This window comes from Streptomyces sp. CLCI03, from assembly GCF_053615355.1.
The window spans coordinates 6030753-6043222 of the sequence record NZ_CM132132.1; the positions used below are offsets into that span (position 1 = coordinate 6030753).

The window sequence follows — 12470 nt, forward strand, 5'->3', positions numbered from 1 at the left end:
TCCCGAAGGGTCCAGACAGTATGCGTGAGCTGCCCCGGGACGTGGGGATCCGGTGAAATCACGGCCACCTTGCGTGCTGTGTGCAGGGAGTTGACGTAGGGTCACGCGGACGTCGAGGGGGAGGGGTCCGACTCATGTCGGCTCGAATATTCGGACGCAGGCTGCGCAGGGGAACGACGGCCGCCCTGGTCTCCGCTCTGGTGGTCGCGGCCGTGACCGCGTCCCAGGCGCCGGCGGACGGGAGCACCGACCGGCTCTCCGTCGCCGGGGAGAACCTCGCGCAGCCGCCGCGCGCCGCGGACACGGCAGGCGGCGACTCCGCCTACTTCACCGAACTCCCGCCACTGGTGAGCCCGCGGCCACCGGACGTCCTGCTGCCGGACGAGGGGCAGCCGCAGCCACCGGCACAGGCACCGACGGCCCCCGCGGCCACCGCAGCGGAACAGGTCGTGACCGGGCCCGCGGAAGGGGCCCAGGGGATACCGGCGAGCGTGCTCGCCGCGTACCTGCGCGCGGAGAAGACCGTGGGGCAGAGCGACCCCGGCTGCGGACTGCGCTGGCAACTCCTCGCGGCCATCGGCAAGGTGGAGTCAGGACAGGCACGCGGCGGGCAGGTCGACCCGGCCGGGACCACACTGCGGCCGATCCTGGGACCCGTGCTCGACGGCAACGGCTTCGCGAACATCTCCGACACGGACGGCGGAGCCTACGACGGCGACTCCCGCTACGACCGGGCGGTCGGGCCGATGCAGTTCATCCCCTCCACCTGGGCCGCGTGGGGCCAGGACGCGGACGGCGACGGCCGGCGCGACCCGAACAACGTGCACGACGCGGCCCTGGCGGCCGCCCGGTACCTGTGTGCGGGGAGCAGGGACCTGCGGGTGGACGCGGACCTCGACCGGGCCGTGCTCTCCTACAACCGGTCCACGGAGTACCTGCGCACGGTGCGGTCCTGGTTCACGTACTACCTGAAGGGGACGCACGCGCTTCCGGACCGACCCGGTACGGGCCCGGGCGCGCCCACGACAAATCCCCCGAGCCCCACTCCGAAGCCGACGCCGGATCCGAGGCCGACCCCGACCCCGACTCCCACTCCGACGCCGGATCCGAGGCCGACCCCCACCCCCACGCCGACCCCGACGCCGACTCCCACGCCCACTCCGACGCCGGACCCGAAGCCCACGCCGACGCCTACGCCCACTCCGCCCCCCACACCCACTCCTACGCCCACCCCCACTCCTACGCCCAGTCCGACCGTGACGCCGTCGCCGAAGCCCAGCCCCACGGCGAGCTCCAAGCCGACCCCGCGTCCGACGCCGACGCCGACGCCGAGCCGGACGCCGACGCCGAGCGCGAGCGCGACCGGTACCCCGTAGGGCAGAAGGAGTTGGCGGCCGATCAACCGCCCCTGATAATTCCCGCTGTTCAGGGGGCGGGGAGGGTGCATGGCCGAGGTGTTCGTATGCGCGGGGTGCGGAGCCGGGCTGACCGACTCCCTGACGCGGGTCGCGCTCCCCGCCCGCACCCACCAGCACTACGGCCACGACCTGCTGCCCGCCCTGATGGAACAAGGCACCTACGCCGTCGACCCGGAGCCCTCCGGCCCGCCCCGGCTGCTGTGGGACGCGATCGGGGCCGACGAGGCGGCCGCCCGCGGCGTCTTCGCCCCGGTCCCCTCCCTCTCCTTCGGACCGGCGGGCGCGATCCTCGTCGCGCCCGGCGACACCCGCGGCACCGTGCTGATCCCCGAGCGCTGCGACGGCTACTGCCTGGGCCTGGACGGGCGAGCCGGCCCCAACCTGGCCTGCGCGGACTGCGGTCGGGCGGTGGCCACCCGCGTCGACGACTGCACGCTCTGGCAAGTGGTGCGGCTCGACCCGACCGCCGTGCACGCGATCCCCTCCGGCGGCCCCGACCCGACCGCCGACTGGGCGGAGCTCACCCGCGACCGTCGGTCCGCGCCGCCGATCGAACCCCCCGGCGGCTGGAGCCCGCACTGGGAGGCGGCCGTCGCGGTCGCCCTGGCCCACCTCCTGGCCGCCTCGGGCGGCAACCGCGTCGGTGTCCCCGCCGGCCTCCTCACGACGACCTTCGGTCGCGCGCTCGACGAACTGCTCCCGACCGCGCCGGCCGAGAAGACCCTCGCCCTGGCCTTGGCCGGACCGGGCCTGCCGACCCACGCCACCGCCGCCCCCACCGCCCCGGCCACCGACATCGTTCTCGTCCCGCAGCACCCGCAGACGGGCGAAGCCTGGCAGCCGCCGGCCGGCACCCCCGAGGCCGTGCCGCTGGCCGCCGACGTCTGGACGTACCTGGCCTTCCACGACGACCGTCGGCTGGTTCCCGCGCCCGGCCTGCTTCCCGACGGGATCCTGCGCGACGATCCGCTGCCCCAGCACCCCTGGCGAGCCTTCCGCCCCGACCGGCGTGTCCTCCTGCGCACCCTGTCCCGACTGCCCGCCGTCCGCGAACCCTGGCTGCGCGCGATCCACGACCGCCTCGGCGGCCGCCCCTGTTAGCCGGGCGGGAGCCCGCGTCCCGCGGATCGCGCCGAACGGTTCTCATCTCGTCCCCGCGTTGCTACGGTGCCCCATCTCTGACGCCTCATCAGATTTCGGAGCCCCGGCATGCGCGCATTCGTCGCCGCCGTCATCGGCCTCGCGGCCGCGCTGGCCCTCGTGTTCGCCATCACGGCGTTCGGGGTGCCCGAAGGCGAGACCTCACCCAAGCCCCTGCTCACCACCGCGCCCCCCGCGCCCGGAAAGTAGAGGAGGGCCCGGCCGTGCGACGCAGAGCGAGCCTTGTCCTGTTGGCCCTTGCCGTGTTCTGCGCAGCCCTCGCACCACTGCTGCGCTGGTACGCGTACCCCCGCCTCGCCAAGATCCCGCCGAACCAGTACCAGGAGATGGTCCTGGAGGCGAAGGACGCGACGCTCCTCGACTACACCGGCGGCATGCAGCCCAAGAAGGTCGACAAGGTCACCATCGTCCAGACCCTCAAGGGCAACGTGGAGGCGTCCGAGGAGATAGAGGCGAGCGCGGGCAAGGACGTCGTCGTCTGGGACACGCTCTCCTACATCATCGGCCCGGACGGGAAGATGGTCTCCCAGATCCCCGAGCGCTACATCTTCGACGCACACACCCAGGACCCGGTCCACGCCACCGGGGAGATGGTCGACGGGGACCCCGTCAAGCGCGAGGGCATCGAGTTCAAATGGCCCTTCTTCACCGAGCCGCGCGACTACCTGTACTTCGACGCGCAGACCCGCACCTCCTCACCGATCCACTACGTCGGACCGCGCACGTTCAAAGGCATGGACGTCTACTACTTCGAGCAGACCGTCCCCTGGACCAAGGTCCCCATGCCCAAGAAGATGCCGATCGAGGGCATCGACCCGGCGACGATCGAGGCGGCCACCGGCACCACCCTCTGGTACACGGTCAAGGCGAAGTTCTGGGTCGACCCGGTGACCGGCGCCCCGGTCAACGCCGAGCAGGACATCCAGCAGGAGATGCGCGGCGGCATCGCCGCCGGCGGCCCCGACGGCAAACTCACCGCCTTCGCCGGACACGTCACCATGCGCGAGGACTACTCCGACCACACGGTCGACCTCGTCAAGGCGAACCGTACGAAGGTCCTCGCGCTGCACACCTACGCGCCGATCGGTCTGGCCGCGGGCGGGCTCGTCCTGCTCGCCGTGGCCCTGTGGCTGGAGGCCCGGGGCCGCCGCGTCCGGGAGGCGGGCGCCGCGGGGTCGGACGGGGTCAGCGCCTGAGCCGGGCGTTGGTGTGCCGGGTGGGTTCGGCGGTGGCCGGGTCCTCCGGCCAGGGGTGCTTGGGGTAGCGCCCGCGCAGCTCCGCGCGCACGGCCCGGTAGCCGCCCTGCCAGAAGGAGGCGAGGTCGGAGGTGACGGCGGCGGGCCGCCCGGCGGGCGACAGCAGGTGCACCACTACCGGTACGCCCGCCACCCGCGGGGTCTCGGCCAGCCCGAACAGCTCCTGCAACTTCACCGCGAGCACCGGCCGGCCGTGCTCCGCGGAGTAGTCCAACCGGATCCGGGACCCGCTGGGCACCTCCAGGCGTTCCGGAGCCAGCTCGTCCAGCCGGACGGCCTCCCCGGTGGCCCACGGAAGCAGCCGGTTCAGGGCCTGCCCGGCGTCGATCCGCCCGAGGTCGGCGCGGCGCCGGGCCCGGGACAGCTCGGGCTCCAGCCATGCGTCGGCGCGCTCCAGCAGGGCCCGGTCGTCGGCCACGTCGGGCCAGGCGCCGCCGAGCGTGCGGTGCAGGAACCCGAGGCGGGACCGGAGCGTCACCGCGTCCGGGGACCAGCGCAGCAGGCCGAGCCCCTCGGAGCGCAGCCCGTCGAGGAGGGCGGCCCGTACGAGCGCGGGGTCGGGGCCGCGCAACGGACGTACGGCCAGCTCGATCGCCCCGAGGCGCTCGGCGGCGCGGGCGACGAGGTCGCCGTCCTCCCAGCGGACCTCCTCGCCGTCGGTGAGCAGGTGCCCGGCGGCGACGCGGGCGGTGTCCTCGTCGAGGACCGCGGCCAGCCGGACCCGGGCGGACGCGGAGTGCGGGGGCCTGTCGGCGACGGCGACCGCCAGCCAGGGTGCTTGCCGCAGGCCCGAGCCGTCGCCCACCTCGGCCCCGGTGCCGTTGGCCATCAGGAAGGATCCCGAACCCTTGGCCTTGGCGACCCGCTCGGGGAAGGCCAGGGCCGCGATCAGCCCGGCGGCGCCGTCGTCGGGTGCGGCCCCGCTGCCGGGGCTCCGCCCCGAACCCCGCGCCTCAAGCGCCGGCGAGGCTGAAAGATCGTGGCTCCGCCCGGGGCCGTGCTCCTCGAACGCCGGACGGGCTGAAGAATCAGCCCCGCCGGCGTTCGAGGCGCGGGGGTCCGGGGGCGGAGCCCCCGCAGGGTCGCGTTCGGCAGCGGCTCGTTCCAGGCGGCGGGCCTCCGTGCGCCAGCGGGCCGCGTAGCCGTCGCCGCCCGCGCGGGCCCGCCGCCACGCGCCGGCCAGGTCGTCCCCGTACTCCCGCGGCGGCTCCTCGCTGATCAGGGCCACCACCTCCGCGGCCCGCCTGGCACCGAGCGCGGCCGAGCCGTCCAGCAGGGCCCGGGCCAGCCGCGGGTGCAGCCCGAGCCGGGCCATCCGCCGGCCGCGCGCGGTGACGCCGCCGGCCGGGTCCACCGCGCCGACGGCCACCAGCACCTCGCGGGCCGCCGCCATGGCCCCGGCCGGCGGCGGGTCCAGCAGGGCCAGCCCGGCCGCGTCCGGATCGCCCCAGCACGCCGCCTGCAGGGCGAACTGCGCCAGGTCGGCGACGCGGATCTCCGGCGCGGGGAACGCGGCCAGCCGACCGTCCTCCGCCTCGGCCCAGCAGCGGTACACCGCACCCGGTGCCTCGCGCCCGGCCCGGCCCGCCCGCTGTCGCCCGGCCGCGCGGGACGCCCGTACGGTCGCCAGCGCGCCCAGGCCCCGCGCGTGGTCCACCCGTGGCTCGCGGGCCAGCCCGGAGTCCACCACCACGCGCACCCCGGGGACGGTCAGGCTCGACTCGGCCACGGCGGTGGACAGGATCACCCGGCGGTGATCGGCCACGGAGAGCGCCGCGTCCTGCGCCGCCGCCGGGGCCCGGCCGTGGATCTGCAGCACCTCGGCGTCCACCCCGCCCAGCTGTCCGGCGACCCGGGCGATCTCACCGACGCCGGGCAGGAAGCACAGCACGTCACCGGCGCGTTCCGCCAGCGCCCGCCGCACCACCGAGGCCACGTGCGTCAGCTGCGCCGGATCCACCCGCATGCCGTGCGGGGGCCGCACCGGCCGGGCCGGCGGGGCCCAGACCGTCTCCACGGGGTACGAGACGCCCGCGGCCTCCACCACCGGAGCACCACCCAGCACGCGCGCCCAGCCGGCCGAGTCCGTCGTCGCCGAGGCCGCCACCAGCCGCAGCTCCGGGCGCAGGGTCTCGCGTACGTCGAGGAGGAAGGCGGCGACCGTGTCGGCGTCCAGGTGCCGCTCGTGGCACTCGTCCAGGATCACCACGTCGACCCCGGTCAGCTCCTGGTCGCGCTGCAGGCGCTGGAGCAGCACCCCGGTGGTGACCACCTCGACGACGGTGTCCGGGCCGACCACCCGCTCCCCGCGCACGGTGAAGCCCACCGCCCCGCCGACCTGCTCGCCCAGCAGCCAGGCCATCCGGCGCGCCGCGGCCCGGGCGGCGATCCGCCGGGGCTCTGCGACGACCACCCGGCGTCGCGGCCCGCCACCCACCAGGCCGGCCAGGACCAGCGGCACCAGCGTGGTCTTGCCGGTGCCGGGCGGGGCGCAGAGCACCGCCGTGCCGTGGTCGTCCAGCGCCGAGATCAGCGCGGGCACGGCCTCCCGTACGGGCAGGGCGTCGAGGGCGGCGGTACGGATCACGTCAGTCGCGCTCGCAGACGAAGATCGCGGTGCCCGGGATCAGGTTGCCGCGCAGCGGGGACCAGCCGCCCCACTCCTGGCTGTTCCACGCCGGCCACTCGGGTTCGACCAGGTCGAGCAGGCGGAAGCCGCCCGCCACCACGTCGCGGACCCGGTCGCCGATGGTGCGGTGGTGCTCCACGTAGACGGCGCGGCCCCGCTCGTCCTGTTCCACGTACGCGGTGCGGTCGAAGTAGGAGGCGGCGACGGACAGCCCCTCGGGTCCGGGCTCGTCCGGGAAGGCCCACCGGACGGGGTGGGTCACGGAGAAGACCCAGCGGCCGCCGGGGCGCAGCACGCGGTGCACCTCGCGCATGACGTTCACGGGATCGGCGACGAAGGGGACGGCGCCGTAGGCGGAGCAGGCCAGGTCGAAGGAGCCGGCGCGGAAGGGCAGCTGCCCGGCGTCCGCCTCGACGAGGGGGAGGTCGTCGCCGATGCGCAGGGCGTGCTGCAGCTGGCGGTGGGAGAGGTCGAGGGCGACGGGGCGGGCTCCCTGGGCGGCCAGCCAGCGCGAACACTGGGCGGCGCCGGCGCCGATCTCCAGGATGTCCTTGTCCCGGAGGGAGGCGGCGGGGCCCAGGAGGGCCGCTTCCGCCTCGTCCAGGCCCTCGGGTCCCCAGACGAAGCGGTCGTCGCCGAGGAAGGCGCCGTGGTCGTTCTGGTACTCGTCGGCGTTGCGGTCCCACCAGCTGCGGCTCGCCCGGCTGCTCTCCGCTTCCCCCGCGTCACGCCGTGTGGCCTCGGGGTCCTCCGCGGATACCGGATCGGCCTCGGACGCTTCTTCGGAGGCGTAGTCCTCTTGGTTCATGGGGCCCGTCGTCGTAGTCTGCGAATGTCTTCTGAATGTGGCAGGAAGCGTCAGGAAGGGCTTCCCGCCCATGAATTGTGCCGGTTGTGCGGTGATCCGCCCGGGGTGTGCGCCTTCGCGCATTGACCCTGTCCGGCTGCCCCCGTATGCTACAAGTTGCGCTGCGAGCCTGTGCTCCTCAGACCTAGCAGGCTGCGCTTGCATCTGTTGATGTCCCCTCGGTTTTCGAGGCCCCGCCGCTCTTCGCGGAAGGGGGTCTCCTTGGCTGTCCGGCTTCTTCGGCAGATGCCGATAAGGGCTCCCGGCGTAGCAGTACCTACGACTTTCTGTCCGTAACCGGAGCCCTTTCCCACATGACGAGCAGCACCGAGACCACCTCTACCACTCCGCAGGTAGCGGTCAACGACATCGGTAACGAGGAAGCCTTCCTCGCCGCGATCGACGAGACGATCAAGTACTTCAACGACGGCGACATCGTCGACGGCGTCATCGTGAAGGTCGACCGGGACGAGGTCCTGCTCGACATCGGTTACAAGACCGAAGGCGTGATCCCGAGCCGTGAGCTCTCGATCAAGCACGACGTCGACCCGAACGAGGTCGTCAAGGTCGGCGACGAGATCGAGGCCCTGGTTCTCCAGAAGGAGGACAAGGAAGGCCGTCTGATCCTGTCCAAGAAGCGCGCTCAGTACGAGCGTGCCTGGGGCACGATCGAGAAGATCAAGGAAGAAGACGGCATCGTCACCGGTACCGTCATCGAGGTCGTCAAGGGTGGTCTCATCCTCGACATCGGCCTCCGCGGCTTCCTGCCGGCCTCTCTCGTCGAGATGCGTCGTGTCCGCGACCTCCAGCCCTACGTGGGCAAGGAGCTCGAGGCGAAGATCATCGAGCTGGACAAGAACCGCAACAACGTGGTCCTGTCCCGCCGCGCCTGGCTGGAGCAGACCCAGTCCGAGGTTCGCCAGACGTTCCTCACCACCCTGCAGAAGGGTCAGGTCCGCTCCGGCGTCGTTTCCTCGATCGTCAACTTCGGTGCCTTCGTGGACCTGGGTGGCGTCGACGGTCTCGTCCACGTCTCCGAGCTGTCCTGGAAGCACATCGACCACCCGTCCGAGGTTGTCGAGGTCGGCCAGGAGGTCACCGTCGAGGTTCTCGACGTGGACATGGACCGCGAGCGTGTCTCCCTGTCGCTGAAGGCGACGCAGGAGGACCCGTGGCAGCAGTTCGCCCGGACCCACCAGATCGGTCAGGTCGTCCCGGGTAAGGTCACCAAGCTGGTTCCGTTCGGTGCGTTCGTCCGCGTGGACGAGGGCATCGAGGGTCTGGTCCACATCTCCGAGCTGGCCGAGCGCCACGTGGAGATCCCGGAGCAGGTCGTCCAGGTCAACGACGAGATCTTCGTCAAGGTCATCGACATCGACCTTGAGCGTCGCCGGATCTCGCTGTCGCTGAAGCAGGCCAACGAGTCCTTCGGTGCCGACCCGGCGTCGGTCGAGTTCGACCCGACCCTGTACGGCATGGCCGCGTCGTACGACGACCAGGGCAACTACATCTACCCCGAGGGCTTCGACCCCGAGACCAACGACTGGCTCGAGGGCTTCGACAAGCAGCGCGAGGCCTGGGAGACCCAGTACGCCGAGGCGCAGCAGCGCTTCGAGCAGCACCAGGCTCAGGTCATCAAGAGCCGCGAGGCCGACGAGGCCGCTGCCGCCGAGGGTGCTGCCGCCCCGGCCGCCGGTGGCAACGCCGGTGCGGGCATCTCGGGTGGTTCGTACTCCTCGGAGTCGGACGAGACCTCCGGCGCCCTGGCGTCGGACGAGGCCCTGGCCGCGCTCCGCGAGAAGCTGGCCGGCGGCCAGAGCTGATCGCAGCGCGCATCACACTCCGGTGTGAGCAGAGCTGAACCGCGTTGAACGGTAAGGCCCGTCCCCTTCGGGGGGCGGGCCTTACCGCGTTCCACCGGCCCGGTCCGCCCGAGTGATCCACTCTGTTCCTGTGAATGCGGCCAACTGGGGAATGGGCGCGCCGCCTTGGACGTTCTTGGCTGAGAACGAGGCGAGGAGGAGTGGTGACGGTGCTTGATCCACAGGGTTTGTACGAATGGGATGCCAAGGGCCTGGCGGTGGCCGACCTGGCGGTCGCCCAGGACTCGGCCGGGCTGGTCATGCTGTACCACTTCGAGGGGTACATCGACGCGGGAGAGGCCGGCGAGCAGATCGTCGAGCGGCTCCTGGACACCCTGCCCCACCAGGTGGTCGCCCGCTTCGACGCGGACCGGCTGGTCGACTACCGGGCCCGGCGCCCGCTGCTGACCTTCCAGCGCGACCACTGGACGGAGTTCGAGGAGCCCCGGCTGGAGGTCCGGCTCGTCCAGGACGCCACCGGAGCGCCCTTCCTGCTGCTCTCCGGCCCGGAGCCGGACGTGGAGTGGGAGCGCTTCTCCGTCGCCGTCCGACAGATCGTCGAGCGCCTCGGCGTCCGGCTCTCGGTCAACTTCCACGGCATCCCCATGGGCGTCCCGCACACCCGTCCCGTGGGCATCACCCCGCACGGCAACCGCACCGACCTCATGCCGGGCCACCGCAGTCCCTTCGACGAGGCCCAGGTGCCGGGCAGCGCGGAGTCCCTGGTGGAGTTCCGCCTGGCCCAGGCCGGGCACGACGTGCTGGGCGTCGCCGCGCACGTCCCGCACTACGTCGCGCGCTCCGCGTACCCGGACGCCGCGCTGACCGTGCTGGAGGCGATCACCGCGGCCACCGGGCTGGTCCTGCCGGCCGTGGCGCACGCCCTGCGCACCGAGGCGCACCGCACGCAGACGGAGATCGACCGGCAGATCCGGGAGGGCGACGAGGAGCTGGTCGCCCTGGTGCAGGGGCTGGAGCACCAGTACGACGCGGCCGCCGGGGCCGAGACCCGCGGGAACATGATCGCCGAGCCGGCGGAGCTGCCGTCGGCGGACGAGATCGGCCGCGAGTTCGAGCGGTTCCTCGCCGAGCGCGAGGGCGAGAACTGACGTACGGGCGGGGCCCCCTATGCTGCGGGGCATGCTGAAAGTAGGCCTGACGGGCGGAATCGGTGCCGGCAAGAGCGAGGTCTCGCGACTGCTGGCGGGGTACGGGGCGATCGTCGTCGACGCCGATCGGATCGCGCGCGAGGTCGTGGAACCCGGTACACCCGGGCTCGCGGCCGTCGTGGCGGCCTTCGGGGAGTCGGTGCTGACCGCGGAGGGGACGCTGGACCGGCCGAAGCTGGGGGCCATCGTGTTCGCGGACCCGGCGAAGCTCCGGACACTGAACGCGATCGTGCACCCGCTGGTGGGGGCCCGGTCGGCGGAGCTGGAAGCCGCCGCGGGCGCCGACGCCATCGTGGTGCACGACGTACCGCTGCTCACGGAGAACGGCCTGGCGCCGCTCTACGACCTGGTCGTCGTGGTCGACGCGACACCGGGGACACAGCTGGCCCGGCTGACCGCGCTGCGCGGGATGGCCGAGGAGGAGGCACGGGCCCGGATGGCCACGCAGGCCACCCGGGAGCAGCGGCTCGCGGTGGCGACCCTCGTGATCGACAACGACGGGCCGCTGGAGGCGCTGGAACCGCAGGTGCGCAAGGTCTGGGACGAGCTCACGGCGCGGGCGGCGGGCGGCTCGGCCTGACGGGCTCGACCTGACCGGCCGGCTCGGTTCGGCCGGCCCGGCGTGACGTGTGCATGGAATAGCGGGTGGGGCGGGGGCGTTGAACGCGCCCGGAGAGGGAAGGATTTCGAACGTGTCCGAGACCGCGCGCCCCACACCGTCCAGCCCGGAAACCCACGTCATCGACTACCGGGCCGCCGAGCAGCTGCTCGCCGCCCGCGACCCGCGCGGCGCGGTCAAGCTGCTCGACTCGGTCATAGCCGCGCACCCGGAGAACACGGCGGCGCGGCTGCTGCGCGCCCGGGCCTTCTTCGCGGCGGCGCAACTACGACCGGCCGAGCTGGAGTTCGAGTTGGTGCTCGAACGCGAGCCGGACAACGCCTTCGCGCACTTCGCGCTGGCCCGTACGTTCGAGCGCTCGGGCCGGCCCGAGCAGGCCCGCAGGCACTTCCGGCTCGCCGCGGCCCTCGACCCGCGGCCCGAGTACCTGGCGGCGGCCCGCTTCGAGGGCCCGCCCACGGAGGGCCGGGCCGGAGCCGATCCCGCCTGACACACCGGCGGCGAGGCTCCGCACCCGCGGGCGAGGCTCCGCACCGCCCGCGGGGCCTCACCGAACGTGGGGCGGTTCGTACGGTGGGATGTCCGGGCCGGGCTGGTAGTGCGGCCCCTGGTGGATGTGGCGCACGATCATGACCAGGTCCACGGCCACGACCACCGCCAGCGCCCCGCAGGCGGCCGCCCAGCCGGGGCGGCCCACCAGCGAGAACAAGGCCGTGCCGGCGGCAGCCCAGACCAGCCCCCAGACACCCAGCCAGAACCGCAGCCGCAGCGGACTGCGCGCGGTCACCGGCTCATTTCCGGAACGCATGGCCATCGCCTCTCCTGTCCATGGTCCCACCCCCTCCGGGTCAGGGGTTGAGCTTGTGGACGGCCTTGGTGGTCGTCTTCTTGAAGTCGGCGACCGGGGCGTGGGACAGGTCGCCCATCTGGCCCCACTGCACGACGGTCACCGTGGAACCGTCGCGGCCGATCCCGAACAGGTGTACGCCGGGCTCCGACTCGGGGATCGAGGTGTGGACCCCGTAGACGTGCGCGCCCTCCTCGACGGGGAGCGTTCCGTAGTCCTGCCAGGAGGCGGTGCCGCCCGGGGTCGTGCGCAACCAGTCGGCGGCGCAGGCGGCGACCTTGCGCTCCAGGGAGCCGGCGAGCTTGGCCGCCGCGGCGGGCGAGGCGGACCGGACGGAGACCTGCACGGCACCCGTGTCGTACTCGGTGCCGAAGGCGCGGTGCCAGCTGCCCGCCGCCGGAAGGACGCCCTCCAGACAGAACGGCGCGGACTCGGGCAGCCCCTTGGTGACCGCGCCGGCGTACCAGGGCGAGCTGGGGTGCGGCGGAAGATCGGCGCCGGCCAGGAAGCCGGGCGCGGTGACGGCCGCGGCGGAGGTGGAGGCGGTCAGGACGAGGGCGGCCGCCGCCGCGACGAGCGCGGTGGTGAGGGTGGTGGCGGTGCCGGAACGTCGGAGCATGGTCGGTTCTCCCCGTGAGAGCGGTGGTGGTGTGTGCCTGACG

Annotated in this window: 12 protein-coding genes; 8 read left to right on the plus strand and 4 right to left on the minus strand. The window is 73.2% G+C overall.

The features are described 5' to 3' along the window. The first annotated feature begins 134 nt into the window (after positions 1-134). The 4 genes from ACWG52_RS27830 (at position 135) to ACWG52_RS27845 (ending at position 3775) form a co-directional block, all read left to right on the plus strand. Entirely contained in the window at positions 135-1376 is a 1242-nt protein-coding gene (locus ACWG52_RS27830; protein ID WP_453126256.1) for a lytic transglycosylase domain-containing protein, read from the plus strand. Positions 1377-1445: 69 nt separating this feature from the next. Continuing rightward, the gene (locus ACWG52_RS27835) at positions 1446-2519 is read left to right on the plus strand and encodes a hypothetical protein (RefSeq protein ID WP_453126258.1); all 1074 of its coding nucleotides are present in this window, start codon (positions 1446-1448) and stop codon (positions 2517-2519) included. A 108-nt stretch (positions 2520-2627) separates the two neighbouring features. Further along, the gene (locus ACWG52_RS27840; protein WP_106971437.1) at positions 2628-2768 is read left to right on the plus strand and encodes an SPW_0924 family protein; all 141 of its coding nucleotides are present in this window, start codon (positions 2628-2630) and stop codon (positions 2766-2768) included. Between the two features lie 14 nt (positions 2769-2782). Then, entirely contained in the window at positions 2783-3775 is a 993-nt protein-coding gene (locus tag ACWG52_RS27845; RefSeq protein WP_389808755.1) for a DUF3068 domain-containing protein, read from the plus strand. Here the strand turns inward: ACWG52_RS27845 and ACWG52_RS27850 are convergent. Both ACWG52_RS27850 and ACWG52_RS27855 read right to left on the minus strand, forming a co-directional pair. After that, positions 3765-6422: an ATP-dependent RNA helicase gene (locus tag ACWG52_RS27850; RefSeq protein WP_453126260.1), complete on the minus strand. Its 2658-nt coding sequence runs from the start codon at positions 6420-6422 to the stop codon at positions 3765-3767. The two genes, ACWG52_RS27845 and ACWG52_RS27850, sit on opposite strands and share 11 nt — an antisense overlap. A 1-nt stretch (position 6423) precedes the next feature. Further along, positions 6424-7272 (minus strand): class I SAM-dependent methyltransferase, encoded by an 849-nt coding sequence (locus ACWG52_RS27855; protein ID WP_389808760.1) that lies wholly within the window; start codon positions 7270-7272, stop codon positions 6424-6426. A 353-nt stretch (positions 7273-7625) separates the two neighbouring features. Between ACWG52_RS27855 and rpsA the strand changes: the two genes are divergently transcribed. The 4 genes from rpsA to ACWG52_RS27875 all read left to right on the plus strand — a co-directional run bounded on the left by rpsA (position 7626) and on the right by ACWG52_RS27875 (position 11451). Further along, on the plus strand, positions 7626-9134 hold the full coding sequence (rpsA, locus tag ACWG52_RS27860) for a 30S ribosomal protein S1 (RefSeq protein ID WP_030010959.1): 1509 nt from the start codon (positions 7626-7628) through the stop codon (positions 9132-9134). Between the two features lie 209 nt (positions 9135-9343). Next, the gene (locus tag ACWG52_RS27865) at positions 9344-10282 is read left to right on the plus strand and encodes a PAC2 family protein (protein WP_030762371.1); all 939 of its coding nucleotides are present in this window, start codon (positions 9344-9346) and stop codon (positions 10280-10282) included. A gap of 31 nt (positions 10283-10313) precedes the next feature. Then, positions 10314-10922, plus strand: coding sequence for a dephospho-CoA kinase (gene coaE, locus ACWG52_RS27870; RefSeq protein ID WP_389808763.1), 609 nt, complete (start codon positions 10314-10316; stop codon positions 10920-10922). Positions 10923-11034: 112 nt separating this feature from the next. Beyond that, positions 11035-11451, plus strand: a complete 417-nt coding sequence (locus ACWG52_RS27875; RefSeq protein ID WP_389808765.1) for a tetratricopeptide repeat protein — start codon at positions 11035-11037, stop codon at positions 11449-11451. Between the two features lie 57 nt (positions 11452-11508). Here ACWG52_RS27875 and ACWG52_RS27880 read toward each other — a convergent pair whose 3' ends face one another. Next, complete coding sequence (locus ACWG52_RS27880) at positions 11509-11769, minus strand: DUF6343 family protein (RefSeq protein ID WP_389808768.1); 261 nt, start codon at positions 11767-11769, stop codon at positions 11509-11511. Positions 11770-11809: 40 nt separating this feature from the next. Further along, positions 11810-12427: a hypothetical protein gene (locus tag ACWG52_RS27885; protein ID WP_389808771.1), complete on the minus strand. Its 618-nt coding sequence runs from the start codon at positions 12425-12427 to the stop codon at positions 11810-11812. Between the last annotated feature and the right edge of the window lie 43 nt (positions 12428-12470).